This is a genomic window from Streptomyces sp. NPDC107454 (assembly GCF_055582885.1).
Genome location: NZ_JBVJPA010000007.1, coordinates 500524 through 519956, shown reverse-complemented (window position 1 = coordinate 519956; position 19433 = coordinate 500524). Strand labels below are relative to the sequence as shown.

Annotated in this window: 16 protein-coding genes; 11 read left to right on the top strand and 5 right to left on the bottom strand. The window is 70.1% G+C overall.

Annotation, left to right across the window (positions count from 1 at the left end; translation table 11 throughout):
- Positions 1-66 precede the first annotated feature (66 nt).
- Positions 67-1104, top strand: a complete 1038-nt coding sequence (locus ACZ69M_RS20585; RefSeq protein ID WP_470051616.1) for a helix-turn-helix transcriptional regulator — start codon at positions 67-69, stop codon at positions 1102-1104.
- On the opposite strand, the gene ctaD is transcribed toward ACZ69M_RS20585, so the two are convergent.
- Positions 986-2680, bottom strand: coding sequence for an aa3-type cytochrome oxidase subunit I (gene ctaD / locus ACZ69M_RS20580; protein WP_470051614.1), 1695 nt, complete (start codon positions 2678-2680; stop codon positions 986-988). The two genes, ACZ69M_RS20585 and ctaD, sit on opposite strands and share 119 nt — an antisense overlap.
- Positions 2681-3094: 414 nt before the next feature.
- Between ctaD and ACZ69M_RS20575 the strand changes: the two genes are divergently transcribed.
- A complete protein-coding gene (locus tag ACZ69M_RS20575; RefSeq protein WP_075027802.1) occupies positions 3095-3310 on the top strand; it encodes an I78 family peptidase inhibitor in 216 nt (71 codons plus the stop codon).
- Between the two features lie 114 nt (positions 3311-3424).
- Here ACZ69M_RS20575 and ACZ69M_RS20570 read toward each other — a convergent pair whose 3' ends face one another.
- Complete coding sequence (locus tag ACZ69M_RS20570) at positions 3425-4465, bottom strand: phosphatase PAP2 family protein (protein WP_470051612.1); 1041 nt, start codon at positions 4463-4465, stop codon at positions 3425-3427.
- A gap of 239 nt (positions 4466-4704) precedes the next feature.
- Positions 4705-5874, bottom strand: coding sequence for a glycosyltransferase family 39 protein (locus ACZ69M_RS20565; RefSeq protein ID WP_470051610.1), 1170 nt, complete (start codon positions 5872-5874; stop codon positions 4705-4707).
- Between the two features lie 259 nt (positions 5875-6133).
- Between ACZ69M_RS20565 and ACZ69M_RS20560 the strand changes: the two genes are divergently transcribed.
- Both ACZ69M_RS20560 and ACZ69M_RS20555 read left to right on the top strand, forming a co-directional pair.
- A complete protein-coding gene (locus ACZ69M_RS20560; protein ID WP_470051608.1) occupies positions 6134-7741 on the top strand; it encodes an MFS transporter in 1608 nt (535 codons plus the stop codon).
- Between the two features lie 284 nt (positions 7742-8025).
- Entirely contained in the window at positions 8026-9216 is a 1191-nt protein-coding gene (locus tag ACZ69M_RS20555) for an acyl-CoA dehydrogenase family protein (protein WP_470051606.1), read from the top strand.
- A 39-nt stretch (positions 9217-9255) separates the two neighbouring features.
- Here the strand turns inward: ACZ69M_RS20555 and ACZ69M_RS20550 are convergent, their stop codons facing one another.
- Positions 9256-9696 carry a cell division protein SepF gene (locus tag ACZ69M_RS20550; protein WP_352051383.1) on the bottom strand — a complete coding sequence of 147 codons (441 nt, stop codon included), beginning with the start codon at positions 9694-9696 and terminating at the stop codon, positions 9256-9258.
- Between the two features lie 290 nt (positions 9697-9986).
- Here ACZ69M_RS20550 and ACZ69M_RS20545 point away from each other — a divergent pair, with 290 nt between their 5' ends.
- A complete protein-coding gene (locus ACZ69M_RS20545; protein WP_470051604.1) occupies positions 9987-11246 on the top strand; it encodes a DUF5685 family protein in 1260 nt (419 codons plus the stop codon).
- Between the two features lie 70 nt (positions 11247-11316).
- Here the strand turns inward: ACZ69M_RS20545 and ACZ69M_RS20540 are convergent, their stop codons facing one another.
- A complete protein-coding gene (locus ACZ69M_RS20540) occupies positions 11317-12270 on the bottom strand; it encodes an ABC transporter substrate-binding protein (protein WP_470051602.1) in 954 nt (317 codons plus the stop codon).
- Between the two features lie 433 nt (positions 12271-12703).
- Here ACZ69M_RS20540 and ACZ69M_RS20535 point away from each other — a divergent pair, with 433 nt between their 5' ends.
- From ACZ69M_RS20535 to ACZ69M_RS20510, 6 genes are read left to right on the top strand one after another with little or no spacing between them, the layout of a single operon-like run.
- Positions 12704-13561 (top strand): amino acid ABC transporter permease, encoded by an 858-nt coding sequence (locus ACZ69M_RS20535; protein WP_470051600.1) that lies wholly within the window; start codon positions 12704-12706, stop codon positions 13559-13561.
- Positions 13558-15312, top strand: coding sequence for an FAD/NAD(P)-binding protein (locus tag ACZ69M_RS20530; RefSeq protein WP_470051598.1), 1755 nt, complete (start codon positions 13558-13560; stop codon positions 15310-15312). Before ACZ69M_RS20535 ends, ACZ69M_RS20530 begins: the two co-directional genes overlap by 4 nt.
- 43 nt (positions 15313-15355) lie before the next feature.
- Positions 15356-16117, top strand: coding sequence for an amino acid ABC transporter ATP-binding protein (locus ACZ69M_RS20525; protein ID WP_470051596.1), 762 nt, complete (start codon positions 15356-15358; stop codon positions 16115-16117).
- A 51-nt stretch (positions 16118-16168) separates the two neighbouring features.
- Positions 16169-17248: an LLM class flavin-dependent oxidoreductase gene (locus ACZ69M_RS20520; RefSeq protein WP_470051594.1), complete on the top strand. Its 1080-nt coding sequence runs from the start codon at positions 16169-16171 to the stop codon at positions 17246-17248.
- Complete coding sequence (locus ACZ69M_RS20515) at positions 17245-18543, top strand: NtaA/DmoA family FMN-dependent monooxygenase (protein ID WP_470051593.1); 1299 nt, start codon at positions 17245-17247, stop codon at positions 18541-18543. Before ACZ69M_RS20520 ends, ACZ69M_RS20515 begins: the two co-directional genes overlap by 4 nt.
- A 4-nt stretch (positions 18544-18547) precedes the next feature.
- Complete coding sequence (locus ACZ69M_RS20510) at positions 18548-19330, top strand: DUF1684 domain-containing protein (protein ID WP_470051591.1); 783 nt, start codon at positions 18548-18550, stop codon at positions 19328-19330.
- Positions 19331-19433 lie beyond the last annotated feature (103 nt).

Here is a 19433-nt window from a genome sequence, read left to right as displayed (position 1 = left end):
CCGCCCCGGCGCCCAGGAGCGCCTTGCGGACAGTCGTTGTCCGCAAGGGCTGGCAGACTCGACGACATGTTGGAGACATCGGCACGGCTGCTGCGGTTGCTCTCACTGCTGCAGGCTCACCGCGAATGGTCCGGGTCCGACCTGGCGGACCGTCTGGGCGTGACGCCCCGCACGATCCGCCGCGATGTGGACCGGCTGCGCGAGCTGGGCTATCCCGTCAACGCCAGCCCGGGCACGGGAGGCGGCTACCAGCTCGGCGCGGGAGCCGAGCTGCCGCCGCTGCTGCTGGACGACGACGAGGCGGTGGCCGTCGCGGTCGGGCTGCGCACGGCCGCCGGGCAGGGCATCGAGGGCATCGGCGAGACCTCCGTACGCGCCCTCACCAAGCTCGAACAGGTGCTGCCGAGCCGACTGCGCCGCCGCGTGAGCGCCCTCAGCACCTTCACCGTGCCGATGCTGCGCGGCCCCCAGCCCTCCGCCGTGGACCCGGGCGTGCTCACGGAACTCGCCAACGCCTGCCGCGACGGTGAGCGGCTGCGCTTCGAGTACCGCGACCACGGTGGCTCCCCGACCCGCCGGACCGTCGAACCGCACCGCCTGGTGTGCACCGAACACCGCTGGTACCTGGTCGCCTGGGACGTCGACCGCGACGACTGGCGCACCTTCCGGGCCGACCGCATCACCCCCAGGCCGCCGCACGGACCCCGCTTCACCCCCCGTACGCCACCGGCCGAGGATCTGGCGGCGTACGTCTCCCAAGGGGTCTCCACACGCGCCTACGCCTCGCAGGCGGTCGTCCGGCTCTTCGTGCCCCTGGAAGAGGCGGCCGAGCGGATCTCCCCCTCGTCGGGGACGCTGGAAGCCTCCGGGGAGGACAGCTGTGTCCTGCGCACCGGCGCCGCCGGCCTCGACGTGATGGTGATTCACGTGATGCTGACGGGCTTCGAGTTCGAGGTCCTGGAGCCGGCCGGACTCACCGACGCGATCAGGACGGCCCGGGACCGGCTGTCCCGGGCGCTGGAGCGCTCCCCTGGGGGATCGCCCCGTACTGGGGATGGTGCAGGTCGAACGCCGGGCTCTCGGAGCGGATCCGGGGCAGCGTGACGAAGTTGTGCCGGGGCGGCGGACACGAGGTCGCCCACTCCAGGGAGCGGCCGAAGCCCCAGGGGTCGTCCCTCTCGACCTTCGTGCCGTACCGGGACGTCTTCCAGACGTTGTAGAGGAACGGCAGCGTCGACATGCCCAGCAGGAACGCGCCGATCGTCGAGACGGTGTTGAGCGCCGTGAAGCCGTCGGCGGCCAGATAGTCCGCGTACCGGCGCGGCATGCCCTCGGCACCCAGCCAGTGCTGCACCAGGAACGTCGTGTGGAAGCCGACGAAGAGCGTCCAGAAATGGATCTTGCCGAGCCGTTCGTCGAGCATCTTGCCGGTGAACTTGGGCCACCAGAAGTAGAAACCGCCGAACGTCGCGAACACGACGGTGCCGAAGACGACGTAGTGGAAGTGCGCGACCACGAAGTACGAGTCGGTGACCTCGAAGTCCATCGGCGGCGAGGCCAGGATCACTCCGGTCAGACCGCCGAACAGGAACGACACCAGGAAACCGATGGCCCACAGCATGGGTGTCTCGAACGAGAGCGAACCATTGATCATCGTCCCGCTCCAGTTGAAGAACTTCACCCCCGTGGGCACCGCGATCAGGAACGACATGAAGGAGAAGAACGGCAGCAGCACCGCGCCCGTCGCGAACATGTGGTGCGCCCACACCACGATCGACAGACCGGTGATGGCCATCGTCGCGGCGACCAGCGTCAGATAGCCGAAGACCGGCTTCCTGCTGAAGACCGGCAGGATCTCCGTGATGATCCCGAAGAACGGCAACGCGATGATGTAGACCTCGGGATGTCCGAAGAACCAGAACAGGTGCTGCCACAGCAGCGCGCCGCCGTTGGCCGCCTCGAACACCACCGACCCGAAGCGCCGGTCCGCCTCCAGGACCAGCAGCGCCGCCGCGAGCACCGGGAACGCGAAGAGGACGAGGATCGAGGTGAAGAGGATGTTCCAGGTGAAGATCGGCAGCCGGAACATCGTCATGCCGGGGGCCCGCATCCCGACGATGGTCGTGATGAAGTTCACCGCGCCGAGGATCGTGCCGAAGCCCGTCAGCGCCAGGCCCATGATCCACATGTCGGCGCCGATGTTCGGCGAGCGCTCCAGGCTGTTGAGCGGGGCATAGGCGAACCAGCCGAAGGAGGCGGGCCCGTCGGGCACCATGATCGAGCCGAGGACGATCAGGCCGCCGAAGAGGAAGAACCAGTACGACAGCATGTTCAGGCGGGGGAAGGCGACGTCCGGGGAGCCGATCTGCAGCGGCATGATCTCGTTGGCGAACCCGGCGAAGGTCGGGGTGGCGAACAGCAGCAGCATGATCGTGCCGTGCAGGGTGAACAACTGGTTGAACTGGTTGTTGTCCACGATCTGCAGACCGGGCCGGGCGAGTTCGGCGCGCATCACCAACGCCATCAGACCGCCGATGAGAAAGAAGGCGAACGACGTGATCAGGTAGAGGTGGCCGATCTTCTTGTGGTCAGTCGTGGTGAGCCAGTCCACGGCGACCCGCCCCGGTCGCTGTCTCCTGTATACGGGTCGCGCTGTCGCCCGCGCGGTCTCCGTGCCCATTGCTCGCCCCTTCGCCGTCGCGCCGTGGGCCCGCCTGAAGCTCACGCCGTGGTGCTCGCATCGCTCCGCGCTCCGACAGAGGGTGTGCGGGGGTTCTGTGCTGGAACCGTGCATTTCCTATGCGGTGTCAGCTTCCGCGACATGCCCCGGAATCGGAATGGAAAGGCGTCCCCCACGGGTTCTCGGCGGGGGACTCCGCACTTTCCATTGGGTTATTCGGGACGGCGCCAAGGTAGTCCCGAATTACGTTCGAAGGCGTGCGGGACACGTGGGGAACCCCTCGTACGTGTGACGGAGTTCGGCCGAAACGAGTGTCGTGATCCTGTGACAGAAGCGTGACCGGAGGGGCACGGGTGACGCATGGTCTGCGGCCCGGACTTCCCCCGCCGCGGTCGGCCGCCTAACGTGGCGCCCATGGCACCCATTCCCACCCCGCCCGCAGAGCCCCAGGACAGTCCGCAGGCCTATGTCGGCCTGGAGGCGAGGAGCGCCGAGCACCGCGCCCGGGAGCACGGCTGGTCCACGGTGCGCTCGCTGCCGCCCGGCGCGATCATCACCATGGAGTACCGCACGGGGCGGCTGAACTTCGAGGTCACCGACGGCCGGGTGACTCGCTGCTGGAAGGGCTGAGGCCACGGTCCACGCAATGCGCGAAGGCCCCCGGCTCACGAGCCGGGGGCCTTCGCCGTGCGGGGAGGTTGTGCGTACCGGCCCCGCTGTTATCCATGATCCGTCCGTTGTGCCTCAGCCGCCTGTCAGCGGCCGGGCGGACGACGTCGTGGTGGTGCGCGCCACGCGGTCCGCGTGCGGTGGACGGCGGCTGCCGACCGGGGTGACCGGGGTGCGCTCCGAGCGGGCCGTGTGGGGTCCGGGGGCCAGGTAGACCGGCGCCCGGGGCGGGCGGGCGGTGGGCACCGCACCCCGCGCCGGAGCCTCCTCGTCCACCGGGACCGACTGCTTGACCAGCACGGGCGCACCGACCGGGGAGCCGACCGGAGCCTCGGCCGGGGCGGGCACCGCACGACCGCGGCGGGAGCGCCAGGCGTCGCGCAGGGTGAACAGACCGGTCTCGGCGCGGGCGATCAGCGGCTCGCACCACGGCAGCGCCAGCAGGATCAGCAGACCGGCGGCCCAGCCCAGCAGCACATCGCTCAGCCAGTGCGTACCGAGGTAGACGGTGGTGAGGCCGACGCCGAGCGAGGTCACGGCGGACAGTGCCGACAGCCAGCGCCTCGCCCGCGGGGTCGAGGCCAGATAGGCCAGGATTCCCCAGGTCACGACGGCGTTCGCGGTGTGGCCCGAAGGGAATATATCGCCGCCCAGACCCATTTCGTTCGAGCCGATCGTGATGGCGTAGTGCGGGCCGAGGCGGCCCATGCCGAGCTTCGCGGCGCCGACCGTGATGTTGAGCAGCAGCAGCGAGGCGCCCAGCGTGAGCATCGGACGCAGGGTGTGCTGCCGCCAGGAGCGCCAGCCGAGCCACGCGGCGACCATCACGGCGGTGGGGCCGCGCTGGCCCAGCACCACGTAGTAGTCGAGGAACGCGTGGATCTCCGGCCACTGCTGATAGGGCCGGAAGAACATGACCTGCCAGTCGAACCGGACCAGCCACGATGTGATCGCAACGGCCCACACGATGGCCACGTAGAAGGCCAGGGTGGCTCCGAAGAGCACAACCCTGTGCCTGCTCATCTTCGGCACATCGATGTTCGCCGGCCGTTCCGGCTCACGGTCCAACCGGGCGAAGACCCGGTCCAGACGGGTGAGGTTTCGTTCGGTACGCACTCAATCGACGTTACAGCGAGTGAGCTGCGTTCCAGGCCGAATCACTCGCTTTGTGATGACGATGTGATGTGGGATTCCTCTCAGGGCGATGTTTAATTCCAATGATTCTCTAATCATCGGCGCCCCGATCCTTCAATTCCATTGATCGGCTCGGGCTTCTGTTTTATGCCACTTTTGAATTCGTTCACCGAATCCTGGGGTGAAATTCTCCAGCCGCTCACCGAGCGTCAGCGGGTGGATCATGGCGGACCGGAGCCGTTCAGCCAGAACGCTCCGTAGAGCGCGGAGACCAGCGCCACGCCACCGAGAATCAGCGCTGACCTGGACGTACGCAGTCGGGCGAGGGCCAGCGCGAGGGGGAGCAAGAGGGGGAAAGCGGGCAGCAGGAGGCGCGGTTTCGAGCCGAAGTAACTCGACGCGCACAGGGCGAGCGCGAGAACGATCCCCGCGTACACCAGCAGCGCCGCCGGCTGGCCCTGTCGTACACACGTCACGTACAGCCAGACGATCAGGGCGACTCCGACGATCAGTCCGACGCCGGCCAGAGCGGACGGGAATGACGTGAACTTGTCGCCCACGAAGCGGGCGAACGCGTACCCGCCGTCGAATCCGTTGCGCCACCCCGCCTGGACGTCGAGATAGCCGAGCGGCCCCTTGCCCGTGCGGTGGCCGACCCAGAGCACATATCCGGCGGCGCCGAGCGGCGCGAGGAGCATGCCGAGGGCGCGTCGGAGCACGGGCGCGCCGTGCGCGGGGTGCGCGCTCCGATCCCGCACGAACGAGGTGATGGCCGCCACCCACAGGGCCGCGACCACCGCGGCCCCCACCGGGCGGGTCAGGCCGGCGAAGGCGGCGAGCAGACCGGCCGTCACCCAGCGGCCGGTCAGTACCGCGTAGAGCGACCAGGCGGCGAGCGCCGTGAACAGGGACTCGCTGTACGCCATCGACTGCACGATGCCGACCGGCAGCACCGCCCAGACCAGCACCGCGCAGACGCCCACGCGGGGGCCGTACACGTGGTCCGCGACGGCGAAGATCCCCCAGGCCGCGGCGAGCGAGGCCAGCGTGCTGACCAGCAGCCCGGCATCCGCGTACGACAGAGGGGTGAGCGCCGAGACGAGCCGCTCCAGCCAGGGCAGCAGCGGGAAGAACGCGAGGTTCGAGTGCACGTCACCGTCTGGCAGCCGCACCTCGTAGCCGTAGCCGAGATCGGCGACGCGGGTGTACCAGAGCGAATCCCAGCGGGCCGTCAGCAGTTTGTGGGCGCTCTTGCCGTTCGCCGCGCTCCACAGGGCGAGCGTGAGGACGCCCAGGGCCCGTACCGCGGCGTACCCGAGGAGGGCGGGCGCGGCCCGGCGTGGCGCGCTCGCGCCGGGCGGCGTCGCGAGGGGCGTCTCAAGATCGGTCACGGGCTCGATTATCGACGGCGGGCGGAACCGGGCGGCCGCCCGGGGCGTGGTGCCCCAGGGGGAGCGTGGCGTACGCCACATGCTCGGCAAGGAGAACGTGAGAGGTCCGCCACGTGTATGAGACGGGAACTCGCGTACGCTGGCCGCTCACTCGCCTTTGATGCGTGCGTCCGGAACCCCGCTCCTCCTGGACCGCAGCCGCAGGGAGTCCCCACCCAGCGGATCGCCGAACGCGAGGGAACATCTGGGAGGTACGTACATGTCCGGGACGACCACGGCCACCGCGCGTCGTCGTCGGGAGGCCGGGGCCGGTGCCAACCGCTGGGTCGTCCTCGTGGTGCTGTGCGTCAGCCTGCTCCTCGTGGCCCTCGATGCCACCGTGCTGCACGTCGCGGTGCCCGCCGTCACCGAGGACCTCAAGCCCGGCGCGATAGAACTGCTCTGGATCGTCGACATCTACCCGCTCGTCTGCGCCGCGCTGCTGATCCTCTTCGGCACGCTGGGTGACCGGGTGGGCCGCAGACGTGTGCTCCTCCTCGGATACGGACTCTTCGGCATCGCCTCCGGGATCGCCGCGCTCGCCGACAGCGCCCAGGTCCTCATCGGCGCGCGCGCCCTGCTCGGCGTCGGCGGCGCGATGATCATGCCCGCGACCCTGTCGATCCTGCGCCAGGTCTTTCCCGACCGACGGGAGCGGGCGCTCGCGATCGGCATCTGGAGCGCGGTCGCCGCGGTGGGCGCGGCGGTCGGGCCGCTGCTCGGCGGGTTCCTTCTCGAACACTTCTGGTGGGGATCGGTCTTCCTCGTCAACATCCCGCTGATGCTGATCAGCCTGCCGATCGGACGGCTGCTGCTGCCCGAGTCCTACGGCGACCGCGACGGTCCCTGGGACGTGGTGGGGGCCCTGATGGCCGCCGCCGGGCTCTTCGGGCTCGTGCTCGGAGTCAAGCGGCTCGGCGGCGGTGAAGCGCCGTTCGGTCCGTTCACGCTGGCGCCGCTGCTCGTGGGCGGCGCGCTGATGTTCGCCTTCGTACGGCGTCAACGACGCCGTACGCATCCGCTGGTGGACCTGCGGATGTTCTCGCGGCCCGCGTTCAGTACGTCCGTGTGCTGCATCGTCCTCGCCATGCTCGCGCTGGTCGGGCTTGAGCTGATCGCCGCGCAGTACCTGCAACTGGTCCTCGGGCTCTCGCCCCTGCAGACCGGGCTGCGCCTGCTGCCGCTCACCTTCGCGGCGATGGCCGCGGGGCTCGCGGGGGCGCGGCTGCTGCGGCGGTTCGGGCCACGCGTGATGGTCTGTTTCGGGTTCTGTGTCACGGCGGTGGCCGTGGTCACGCTCACCGCGATGGGCGGGAACGACAACACCGGGCTGCTGCTGTTCGGGTTCGTGCTGCTCGGGTTCGGGCTGGAGACGACGCTCTTCGGGGCGTACGAGTCGATGCTGAGCGAGGCGCCGCCGGCACAGGCGGGTGGAGCGGCGGCGATCGGCGAGACCTCGTACCAGCTGGGGGCGGGGATCGGGATCGCGCTTCTGGGGAGTGTGATGAACGCGTCGTACGCGCCCGGACTGTCGTCCGTACCGGGGGTCTCACCGGGGGACTCCGCTGCGGCGGGGCACTCGTTGGGAGAGGCGTACGACGTCGCCGCGCGGCTGGGCGGGGTGCGGGGGGCGGCCCTGCGTCATGCGGCTCGGGACTCCTTCGTGCACGGGCTGCATGTGACGTTGCTCGTCAGCGCGGGGTTGTTGTTGCTGGGGGCGGGGATGGCGTTGCGGCTGCCTCGGGTCATGGAGTGCGGGGTGCCTGCGGCGGGCTCGGCGGAGATTCCGGCGCCTCGGGGGGTTGCGGAGTCGCGCGTCTCGGCGTAGCCCGGGTTTTCTCCCACCCACGCACCACCCGTTTCCAGCACGTCGACACGTGGGGGTTGCCCGTCCGTCGGCGGCTGCGCCTTCCCGACGGCCACCGAGCGTCCCGGTCGAACGGGAAGTCACCGATGGCGCTTCACCCCCGTGGGGGACCCGTACTTGTCAGCGTGGTGGAAACGGGTGGTGCGCGGGTGGGAGAGGTACTGGACGTGCGGGACGCTGGGTCGTACCGTCGGGGCGAGACCGTAACTAGCGGTGCTAGTTTTAGCGTGCCGGAGGCTGCCCCCATGTCCGCGTCCCCGAAGCTCCCGCCCTTCGACCCCACCGACCCCCTCGGCCTCGACGACCTTCTGGACCCGGAGGACCTGGCGATCCGGGACACCGTACGGACCTGGGCCGCGGACCGCGTGCTGCCGTACGTCGCCGAGTGGTACGAGAAGGGCGAGCTGCCCGGGATCCGGGAGCTGGCGCGCGAGCTGGGCGGGATCGGGGCGCTCGGGATGTCGTTGGAGGGGTACGGATGCGCGGGCGCGACCGCCGTGCAGTACGGGCTCGCCTGTCTGGAGCTGGAGGCCGCCGACTCGGGCATCCGGTCCCTCGTCTCCGTACAGGGCTCCCTCGCCATGTACGCCATTCATCGGTTCGGGAGCGAGGAGCAGAAGCAGCGGTGGCTGCCGGGCATGGCCGCCGGTGAGGTCATCGGGTGCTTCGGGCTGACCGAGCCCGACCACGGGTCCGACCCGGGCGCCATGCGGACGTACGCGAAGCGCGACGGCGGCGACTGGGTGCTCAACGGGCGCAAGATGTGGATCACGAACGGGTCCGTGGCCGGGGTCGCGGTCGTCTGGGCGCAGAGCGAGGACGGGATCCGGGGGTTCGTCGTGCCCACCGACGTCCCCGGATTCTCCGCTCCCGAGATCAAGCACAAGTGGTCCCTGCGGGCGAGCGTGACCAGTGAGCTCGTACTCGACGACGTACGGCTGCCCGCCGACGCCGTACTGCCGGACGTGACCGGCCTCAAGGGGCCGCTCAGCTGTCTGTCGCACGCGCGGTACGGGATCGTGTGGGGCTCGATGGGCGCCGCGCGGGCCAGCTTCGAGGCCGCCGTCGAGTACGCGAAGACGCGCGAGCAGTTCGGACGGCCCATCGGCGGTTTCCAGCTCACCCAGGCCAAGCTCGCCGACATGGCGGTGGAACTGCACAAGGGGATTCTGCTCGCCCACCATCTGGGGCGGCGCATGGACGCGGGACGGCTCCGTCCCGAGCAGATCAGCTTCGGCAAGCTCAACAACGTACGGGAGGCGATCGAGATCTGCCGGACCGCCCGCACCATCCTCGGCGCCAACGGGATCTCGCTCGAATACCCCGTGATGCGGCACGCGACCAACCTCGAATCGGTGCTCACCTACGAGGGCACCGTCGAGATGCATCAACTCGTGCTGGGCAAGGCGCTCACCGGACTCGACGCCTTTCGGTGAGTCGAGCACCGGAGAGCAGGGCCGGTGAGCGGCCCTGCCTCAGCTCTGGTTGAAGAAGCCGTCCGTCGGGCGTCCCGGGGCCTCGCCGCTGACGATCTCGGTGTTGGCAGGGGTCAGCAGGAAGACCCGGGTGGCGACCCGCTCGATGGTGCCGCGCAGGCCGAAGGTCAGGCCGGCCGCGAAGTCCACCACGCGCTTGGCGTCGGCGGGCTCCATGGCCGTGAGGTTGATGATGACCGGGACGCCGTCCCGGAAGAGTTCGCCGATGCCGCGTGCGTCCCGGAAGCTGTCCGGGGTGACCGTGCCGATCCGGCGGCCTGTCTCTTCCGCCGTCTCGGACGCGACCTTCACGCGCGGGTCCGTGACCCAGGCATCGCCGGAGTCCTGTCCTTCGGCGTAGTTGTCGTCGTCGTAGTAACGCTCGTCATCGTTGTCGTCGACGAGGCCAAGCCAGGCACTCGCCTTGCGCACCGATCCCATGGACGCCTCCTCTCACAGCGGTCTTTCTTGCTTTCCGCATCCCCATGGTCGTCCATGATGCGGATGTCGCGCCAAGTGGATAGACGCCGCGCGGGGGTTTCGTGACGGTACTGGTGCACAGCGAATTCGTCGAGAGCCCGCGTGCCCCAAGGGTCCTGGCGTGTACGGCTGCTGACTGTGAGTGAAATATGATTCTCGACGGCGTTCGGGTGATGAGTAGGGCGTACGGGTGAACGAAGGGGTCGATACGATGCCGCAGCTCAACGTCGTACGAGGCACGGGGGAGTGTCATGTTCGGAATCGTGAGGCCCTGCAGCCACCGCCTCGGTGAGGGGCTCAAAGCACAGTGGATGGCGCACCTGTGCGGACTCTGTCTCGCGTTGCGCGGCGACCACGGACAGCTCGCTCGGGTTGTCACCAATTACGACGGGCTGCTGATATCGGTTTTGACGGAGGCTCAGGCCGAGCGCACCACCGGGTGGCGGCGTACGGCGGGGCCGTGCCCGTTGCGCGGGATGCGGACCGCGTCCGTCGCTCAGGGTGAGGGAGCCCGCCTCGCCGCCGCCGTCTCGCTGGTGCTGGCCTCGGCCAAGGTGCGCGACCACGTGGCGGACGGGGACGGGCTGTTGGCGCGCAGGCCGGTGGCGCTCGCCGCCCGCCGGGTCGCCGCGAGCTGGGGGCGCGCCGGGGCCCGCACCGGATCCGACGTGGGCTTCGACACCGCCGTACTCGTCGACGCCGTCGACCGGCAGGTCGGCATCGAGGCGCTGGCCGGCCTCGGGACGCCGTTGCTGACCGTAACCGAGCCCACCGAGACCGCGACCGCCGCCGCCTTCGCGCACACGGCCGTCCTGGCCGGGCGGCCGGGCAACGCCGGGCCGCTCGCCGAGGCCGGCCGGCTCTTCGGGCGGCTCGCGCATCTGCTGGACGCCGTGGAGGACCGGGAGTCTGACGCCGCGTCGGGAGCGTGGAACCCGCTCACGGCCACCGGCACCTCGCTCGTGGAGGCGCGTCGGCTCGCCGATGACGCACTGCACGGGATACGGCTCGCGCTGCGCGAGGTGGCCTGGGGGGCCGGGGTCGCCCCGGGAAAGCACGGTACGGACGGCAAGCTGGCGCATCTGCTGCTCGTGCACGAGCTGGGGCGGTCGGTGGACCGCGCGTTCGGGACCTCGGGGTGCGGGCATCAGGACCACGCGGACGGTGCGCGGGGGGCTTTCGGGCCGCCGCAGCACGGTGGGCCGTACAACCCGCAGAGCCCCCAGAGCCCGTACGACGGGCAGAATCCCTACGGCGGTGGCGGCAACCCCTTCGGTGGCGCTCCCTCCTTCCCGCCGCCCGGGCCCGGCAGGCGAGGCTTCTGGGCCGGGTGCGCGGCCGCGATCGGGGTGTGCTGCACCTGCAAGGTGTGCTGTGCCGACGAGTTCGAGGGGCCGTGGTCGCGAAGGAGGCGCGAGGGCTGCCTCGGCAACTGCGACTGCAGCTGCTGCGAGGCCTGTGAGATCTGCGAGTGCTGTGAATGCTGTTCGTGCTGTGACTGCGGACTGTGACAAAACCCGTATACGGCGGCGCGCGGCACCGGGCATGTGCCCGGCGGCCGCGTCCGTGGCGGGAAAGGCTTTAGTTCTTCAGTTCCGGCGGCGAGATCTGCGACTTCTCTATCGCGGAACCCGTCGTCCCCCACTTCTTGAGGATCCTGTCGTATGTGCCGTCCGCGATCAGCTTGTTCACCGCTGCCTGGAAGGCCGGTGCCAGCTTCGTTTCCTTCTTGAAAGCGAAGCCGACGTCAAGGCGGTGGTACTCGTTGAGGAACTTGACGCCCTGTTGGTGGGCGACGGCGTAGCGCAGGCCGTTGATGGTGCTCATCACGAGGTCGCTGCGGCCCTGTTGGAGTGAGGACCAGATCGCGCCCTGTTCGCTGTAGGTCTGCACCTTGTACGCCTTCTTTCCGGCGTCGGTGCAGACCTTCTTGTTCTCCTCCAGCGTCGCCTCGAAGGTGGTGCCCGCTCCGGTCGCGACGTTCAGGCCGCACAGCTGCCCGAGGTCGGTGATCTTGGCCAGCTTGCTGTCGGAGCGCGTGGCGAAGCCCTGGCCGTCGTTGATGTAGGTGACGAAGTCGATCGTCTTGCGCCGCTCGTCGGTGACGCCGAAGTTGCTGGCCCCGAAGTCGTACTTGCCGCTGTCCAGGGCCGGCAGGATCGCCTCGAAGCCGGCCTGCTCCGTCTTGAGTTCGATGCCGAGCACTTTGGCCACGGCGTCCGCGAAGTCGACGTCCTGGCCCGTCAGCGTCTTGCCGTCGTCCAGATACGTCGTGCCGGGTGGCGTACCGCCGACGGCGACCGCCACGGTGAGACGGGTGACGCCGGACGGGAGCAGCTTGGCGGCGGCCTCGTCCTTCGGGATGTCCGAGACGACGTCCGTGGTGGGGATCTTGTCGGCCTTGGCCGCCGCGTTCGCCGCGGTGCCGGTCGTGTCGTCCGAGCCGGAGCCGCATGCCGTGAGGAGCAGGGCCGCCGAGGTGATGATGACAAAGGGCGCAAAATGCCGATAGCGGGTACGCGTGGACGTACGCATGGTGTGCGGTCTCCTGAGAGCAAGAGTGAGCAGAACCCGAGGGGAGGGTGCGCGTGTGAAGGCGAAAGGGAGGGAGAACGCGAAGGGCGCCCGGTCGGCCGAGGGATCAGGCGATCGGATTGATCGAGGGATCAAGCGATCGGGGCGCGCAGTGGGTCAGCTCAACAGGAAGAGGACCACACGCGACCGAAGTCGATGTGGGAGCGCTTGACCAGCCACTGCTGTGGATGCATGGGCCAAGTGGAACAGGCATTCGGTGGTGCGTCAACCGACTTGAGACGTACGGCTCACAGTATGGACAGCCTTGACAGCGGGGGGAAACGGGCCCGTACTCTCGGTGGACGGCCCTGCTGAGGGGCTCGGCCGTACTGCGCCGCGAGGCGCTTCGTGTGAAGGCATCCACCCGTGTTCGACTACGTCACGGAGTCTTCGCATGTCTTCCGGCACCCTCGCCACAACATCCGCCGCACCGGACATACCGGAGCAGGCCGACTCCCTGCGGATCGTTCCGCAGCGCCGCCTGGGCCAGTGGACGGCCGCCGTCGCCGTACTCGTCCTGCTCGGGCTCGCCGTCACCTCCGTCGTCCGCAACAAGGCGTTCCAATGGGGGGTGGTCGGTGACTACTTCACCTCGGACTCCGTGCTGCGCGGCCTGTGGCTCACCCTGTGGCTGACGGCGGTGGTGATGGTGCTCGGCTTCGCGCTGGGGACACTGCTCGCGGCGGCCCGGTTGTCCGCCAATCCCGTGCTGCGCAGCGTCAGTTGGGGCTATGTGTGGCTGTTCCGGTCGATTCCGATCCTGGTGCAGTTGCTGCTGTGGTTCAACATCGGGGCGCTGTATCCAGAGCTCCTCGGCGTGAAGACGGTCAATCTGTTCACCCCGATCGCGGTCGCGATCATCGGGCTCACCCTGCACGAGGCCGCGTACGCCGCCGAGGTGGTGCGCGGCGGCATCCTCTCCGTCGACCGCGGGCAGATCGAGGCCGCGCAGGCGCTCGGTCTGAGCCGGTGGCGCCGCTGGTGGCGGATCGTGCTGCCGCAAGCGATGCGCTCCATCGTGCCGCCCGCCGGGAACATGCTGATCGGCACCCTCAAGGGCACCTCGATCATCAGCGTCATCGCCGTGCAGGACCTGCTCTTCTCGGTACAGCTGGTCTATCACCGCACCTACCAGGTCATCCCACTGCTGATGGTCGCCACCCTCTGGTACACCGTCGTCACCTCGGTCCTCGGCCTCGGCCAGTACTACGTCGAGAAGCACTACGCGCGCGGCTCGGAGCGCACCCGGTGAAGCCCACTCTCGTGATCGTCGGGGCCGGGCCGCGGGGGACCGGTCTCATCGAGCGCATCGCCGCCAACGCGCCCGAGCTGTACACCGGTTCGGGACTCGACATCCATCTCGTCGACCCCCATCCGCCGGGCGCCGGACGCATCTGGCGCGAGGCGCAGTCGCCGCTGCTGTGGATGAACTCGCACGCCGAGGACGTCACCATGTTCACCGACGAGACGGTGGTCATGGACGGGCCCGTGCGTCCCGGTCCCACGCTGCACGAATGGGCGGCCGTCGACGGCCGTACCTTCGCCGACCGACAGCTGCAAGGGGCTTACCTGAGCTGGGTGCACGAGCAGGCCGTGGCCGCCCTGCCGCCGGACGTCACCGTCCACCATCACCCGTGCAGGGCCCTGCGTGTCAGCGGCCCGCGCGAGGGGCGCCAGCAGGTGTGGCTGGAGGGCCGTCCGCGTCCCCTCCTCGCCGACCTCGTCGTTCTCGCGCTCGGCCATCTCGACGCCGAACTGGACCAGGAGCAGCGCGAGTTGGCGACGTACGCCCAGGCACACGACCTGGTCCATCTGCCGCCCGACTTCACCGCCGACAGTGACCTGTCCTCGCTCGCGCCCGGCGAACCCGTCCTCGTGCGGGGCTTCGGGCTCGCCTTCGTCGACCTGATGGTGCTGCTCACGGAAGGGCGGGGCGGACGGTACGACGGTGACACCTACCTTCCGTCGGGGCGGGAACCGGTGCTGCATGTCGGGTCGCGGCGCGGAGTGCCGTACCACTCGAAGATCGGTTACGACTGGACCGGTGAACGGCCGCCGCTGCCACGGTTCTTCGGACCCGCCGAGGTCGACGCGCTGCTGGCGCGGCCGGAGGGCTTCGACTTCCGGCGGGACGTGTGGCCGTCGATCGAGAAGGAGCTGGGGTTCGCGCACTACCACCGGCTGTTCACCGTCCACCCCGAGCGGACGGTGATCACCTGGAGCGACTTCGAGGAGAAGTACGCGGCCGGGGAGGCGGCGGAGCGCGAGTCCCTCGTGGCATCCGCCGTGCCCGACCCCGCCGACCGGCTCGACCTCGCGGCGCTCGACCGTCCGCTGGACGGGGTGCGATACGCGTCGCACGAGGAGTTCCAGGAGGGTCTCCGAGCGTACGTCGAGGAAGATCTGAATCGCCGTCATGATCCCGGAAACAGCCCTGACCTCGCCGTCTTTCTCGGACTCCTCTCTGTCTACGGGCAGTTGATCCGGCTCGGAGACGTCGGAGCCTGGTGGCACGGCTTCTTCAGCTACCTCGCCTCAGGGCCGCCCGGACCCCGGCTGCGACAGCTGCTCGCACTGTCCCGGGCCGGTGTCGTGAAGTTCATGGGCGCGGACATGGCCGTGGTCGCCGAGGACGGGGTGTTCCGGGCGTCGAGCGCGACCGTGCCGGGCGAGACGGTCGAGGCGCGGGCGCTCGTCGAGGCGCGGCTGCCCGAGCCCACCGTCGGGCGCGCCCTCGACCCGCTGCTGCGTGAACTGCACGCCGACGGGGCCGTCGAGACCCCGGAGGGGCTGCTGCGGGTGGACCGCTCCGACGGGCGGATCCTCGACCGGGCAGGCCGGCCGCATCCGCGGCGCTTCGCGCTGGGGCCCTACACCGACGTACGTACCCCGGGCGCCTTCACCAGGCCGCGCACCGGCGGGCCCGCGTTCCGGCAGAACGACGCCACCGCGCGAGCCGCGCTGGCGTTCCTGCGCGATCTTGCGTATCGGGCCGCCGCGTAACCCCCGACCGTCAACTCCACTGCCAGTACAAGGGATTCACACGATGAGCTTCATGGTCGACATCAGGTCCGTCCACAAGAGCTTCGGCCCACTGGAAGTGCTCAAGGGCATCGACCTCGCGGTGCGCACCGGCGAGGTCACCGTGATCCTCGGCCCGTCCGGCTCCGGCAAGTCCACGCTGCTGCGCACCATCAACCACCTGGAGAAGGCGGACCGGGGCCGCGTCAGCGTCGACGGCTCGCTGGTCGGCTACCGGCGCTCCGGCGACAAGCTGTACGAGCTGCGCGAGCGCGAGATCCTGAGGCAGCGCACCCGCATCGGGTTCGTCTTCCAGAACTTCAACCTCTTCCCGCACCTCACCGTGCTGGACAACATCGTCGAGGCCCCGGTCTCCGCGCTGAAGCGCCCGCGCAAGGACGCCGTCGAGGCGGCGCGGGCGCTGCTCGACCGGGTGGGGCTCGCGGACAAGGCCGACTCCTACCCGAAACAGCTCTCCGGCGGCCAGCAGCAACGCGTCGCCATCGCCCGCGCGCTCGCCCTGGAGCCGAAGCTGCTGCTCTTCGACGAGCCGACCTCGGCGCTCGACCCCGAGCTGGTCGGCGAAGTCCTCGACGTCATCAAGGACCTGGCCCACCAGGGCACCACGATGATCGTCGTCACGCACGAGATGGGGTTCGCCCGGGAGGTCGCCGACACCGTCGTCTTCATGGACGACGGGCGGATCGTCGAACAGGGCGCCCCCGGCGACGTACTCGACCGGCCGCGGCACGAACGGACGCGGTCGTTCCTGTCCAAGGTTCTTTGATCCCTCTCCAGGGGGCTCTGGCCGGATGACCGAAGAAAGGTTTCACCCGATATGACCGCACCGCACGGCCGGGGGCTGCTGCACCTGGCCGCCGCCCTCGATCAACAGGCGGCCTTCGACGCCGCCTCGTACGTCGGGCCGGCGCAGCTCGCGGAGCGTGGCGGGCTCGACTTCGTGACGCTCGGCGACACCTTCGCGCGCCCAGGGCCCGACGCGCTCGCCGTACTCTCCCGTGTCGCGCCCGCCACCCGCCGGATCGGCCTGGTGCCGACCGTGACCACCACCCACACCGAGCCCTTCCACGTCCAGGCGGCGGTGGCGACCCTCGACTGGGTCAGCCGCGGCCGGGCCGGCTGGCGGCTCGAGGTGTCGACGACCGAGGGCGAGGCCCGCCTCTTCGGCCGCAGACACGCGGCACCCGCCGACGCGTTGTGGCGGGAGGCCGGCGAGGTCGCCGAGGTGGCCGCGCGGCTCTGGGACAGCTGGGAGGACGACGCCGAGATACGCGACGAGGCCACCGGCCGTTTCGTCGACCGGGACAAACTGCACCACGTCGACTTCCGGGGTGCCACCTTCTTCGTGAAGGGCCCCTCGATCGTGCCGCGGCCCCCGCAGGGCCACCCCGTCCGGGTCGTCGACGCCACCGAGGGGCCCGCCCGACGGGTCGCCGCCCGGTACGCCGACGTGGCGCTCGTCCGGGTCGTGGGACCCGCGCAGGCCCGGGCCGTACGGGCCGAACTCCGGTACGCGGCGGCGGAGTTCGGCCGCGACCCCGACACCCTGCGGGTCCTCGGCTCACTCGTCGTCGACCTCGGCGACGGGGAGCACGCGGCGGAGCGGGGCCATGGGGGTGGCGGTCCCCGGCAGACCGTGCAGGGGCCGCTGTACCGGGGCGGCCCGGTCGACCTGGCCGAGCTGATCGCCGCCTGGCACGCGTCCGAGGCCGTCGACGGCTTCCACCTCACCCCGGTCGAGCCGCGCCGTGACCTGGAGCGGCTCGTGAACGGAACGGTGGCGCTGCTCCAGCACCGCGGTCTGTTCCGCACCTTCTATCCGGGCAGCACGCTCAGGGAGCACCTGGGGCTGGCCAGGCCCGCCAACCAGTACGCCGTGACAGGGGGAGCGTCATGACTGTACGCAAACGCATGCATCTGGCGGCGCACTTCCCGGGCGTCAACAGCACCACCGTCTGGACCGACCCGCGCTCGAAGTCCCAGATCGACTTCGCCTCCTTCGAACATCTCGCGCGCACCGCCGAACGCGGCCTGTTCGACTTCTTCTTCCTCGCCGAGGGGCTGCGGCTGCGCGAGCACAAGGGACGCGTCCACGACCTGGACGTCGTGGGGCGACCGGAGTCGATCACCGTCCTGGGCGCGCTCGCCGCCGTCACCGCACGGCTCGGGCTCGCCGCCACGGTCAACGCCACCTTCAACGAGCCCTACGAACTCGCCCGCGGACTGGCCACGCTGGACCACCTCAGCGGGGGCCGGGCCGCCTGGAACGTGGTCACCTCCTCCGACGCCTTCACCGGGGAGAACTTCCGCCGCGGCGGCTTCCTCGACCGCGCCGACCGGTATGCGCGCGCCGCCGAATTCGTCGCCACCGCACGAGAGCTGTGGGACTCCTGGACCCCGGAAGGCGTGGCGCGCCCCTTCGCCCACCAGGGGCAGCACTTCGACATCGCGGGGGAGTTCGGGCTGCCGCGCTCACCGCAGGGGCAGCCCGTCGTCATCCAGGCCGGGGACTCCGGCGAGGGCCGGGAGTTCGCCGCGGCCACCGCGGACGTGGTCTTCACCCGGCACGGGACCCTGGAGGCCGGCCGGGAGTTCTACGCCGATGTGAAGGGGCGGCTCGCGGCGTACGGGCGGTCGCCCGAGGACCTGAAGATCATGCCCGGTGTCACCGTCGTGCTCGGTGACACCGCCGCCGACGCGCGGGAGCGGGCCGCCGAGATCCGCCGCCGGCAGGTCTCCCCGCAGAACGCGCTCCTCGCGCTGGAGCGGATCTGGGGCGTCGACCTCTCCTCGTACGACCCCGACGGGCCCCTGCCCGACATCGATCCGGAGCCGGAGCCGGCCCTCGCGCAGGGGCGGGTGCGTGTCGCCGACCCCCTCGCGGTGGCGGAGAAGTGGCGGGCCCTGTCGCGGGCGAAGGGGCTGTCCATCCGGCAGACCGTGATCGAGGCGTCCGGGCGGCAGTCCTTCGTCGGCACGCCGGAGACGGTCGCCGCCGAACTCGACGAGTTCGTGACGGCCGGCGCCGCCGACGGCTTCATCCTCGTCCCCCATCTGACCCCGGGCGGACTCGACGAGTTCGTGGACCGGGTGGTCCCGCTGCTCCAGGAGCGGGGCGCCTTCCGCACGGAATACACGGGCACGACGCTGCGCTCACACCTCGGGTTGCCGGAACCCATATGGAAGGGTTGATCACATGACGAAAGACGCATCCGAGGAATGGGAGCGGTGGCACGAGCGCCGCGTCGAGACGGTGTCCGCCCCCTACGGCCCGTTGGCGCTCACCGGCACGCACTGGCTGGAGGACTATCCGGACGGACGACTTCCGGACATCCCCGGGCTGTGGACCGACCAGGAGGACGGGGTCCTGCTGACGGCCGCCGCCGAGGACGGTCTGAGCCTGGACGGGAAGCCCTTCACCGGTGAGGTCCGGCTCGACGCCGACCCCGGGCCCGCGGCCGAGTCCCGGGTCGGGCTCGGCGAGCGCCGGTTCGTCGTCCTGGTGCGCGAAGGGATCTGGGGCGTACGCGACTTCGACCCCGCCTCCGAGGCGCGCGCGGCCTTCAAGGGCGTCGAGGCGACACCGTACGACCCGCGCTGGTCGGCGGCGGGGCACTTCACGCCGTACGGCGAGAGCCGGACCGTCCATGTGGAGAACGCGGACGGAGTCGCCCGCGGTCTGGGGCTCGGCGGCATCCTCGCCTTCACCCTGGACGGCGAGGACCTCACGCTCCAGGTGTCGGTGGAGAGCGACGGCTCGCTGTGGGCCGTGTTCGCCGACACCACCAGCGGGGACAGCAGCTACCGCTTCCGGTTCCTGCGCCCCGCGGCACCCGACGCCGAGGGGCGTACGACGGTGGACTTCAACCGGGCCGTGCTTCCGCCGTGCGCGTTCGCCGACCACTTCATCTGCCCCTTCCCGCCGCCCGGGAACACCCTGGTCGTGGCCGTCCCGGCGGGGGAGCGCACGCTGCTCTGACGGTTCACTCCTCCGCGCCCTCCACGCCCTCCGCGCACTCCTCCGAGCTGTCCTGGCGCTTCGAGTGCCCCGACGATCCACACGCAATCCGCACACCCGAGTC

Coding starts and splice junctions, on each gene's coding strand:
- ctaD (WP_470051614.1), bottom strand. CDS start 2,680: ATGGGCACGGAGACCGCGCGGGCGACAGCGCGACCCGTATACAGGAGA.
- ACZ69M_RS20510 (WP_470051591.1), top strand. CDS start 18,548: ATGACGAAAGACGCATCCGAGGAATGGGAGCGGTGGCACGAGCGCCGC.
- ACZ69M_RS20540 (WP_470051602.1), bottom strand. CDS start 12,270: ATGCGTACGTCCACGCGTACCCGCTATCGGCATTTTGCGCCCTTTGTC.
- ACZ69M_RS20585 (WP_470051616.1), top strand. CDS start 67: ATGTTGGAGACATCGGCACGGCTGCTGCGGTTGCTCTCACTGCTGCAG.
- ACZ69M_RS20535 (WP_470051600.1), top strand. CDS start 12,704: ATGTCTTCCGGCACCCTCGCCACAACATCCGCCGCACCGGACATACCG.
- ACZ69M_RS20525 (WP_470051596.1), top strand. CDS start 15,356: ATGAGCTTCATGGTCGACATCAGGTCCGTCCACAAGAGCTTCGGCCCA.
- ACZ69M_RS20575 (WP_075027802.1), top strand. CDS start 3,095: ATGGCACCCATTCCCACCCCGCCCGCAGAGCCCCAGGACAGTCCGCAG.
- ACZ69M_RS20520 (WP_470051594.1), top strand. CDS start 16,169: ATGACCGCACCGCACGGCCGGGGGCTGCTGCACCTGGCCGCCGCCCTC.
- ACZ69M_RS20515 (WP_470051593.1), top strand. CDS start 17,245: ATGACTGTACGCAAACGCATGCATCTGGCGGCGCACTTCCCGGGCGTC.
- ACZ69M_RS20560 (WP_470051608.1), top strand. CDS start 6,134: ATGTCCGGGACGACCACGGCCACCGCGCGTCGTCGTCGGGAGGCCGGG.
- ACZ69M_RS20545 (WP_470051604.1), top strand. CDS start 9,987: ATGTTCGGAATCGTGAGGCCCTGCAGCCACCGCCTCGGTGAGGGGCTC.
- ACZ69M_RS20555 (WP_470051606.1), top strand. CDS start 8,026: ATGTCCGCGTCCCCGAAGCTCCCGCCCTTCGACCCCACCGACCCCCTC.
- ACZ69M_RS20550 (WP_352051383.1), bottom strand. CDS start 9,696: ATGGGATCGGTGCGCAAGGCGAGTGCCTGGCTTGGCCTCGTCGACGAC.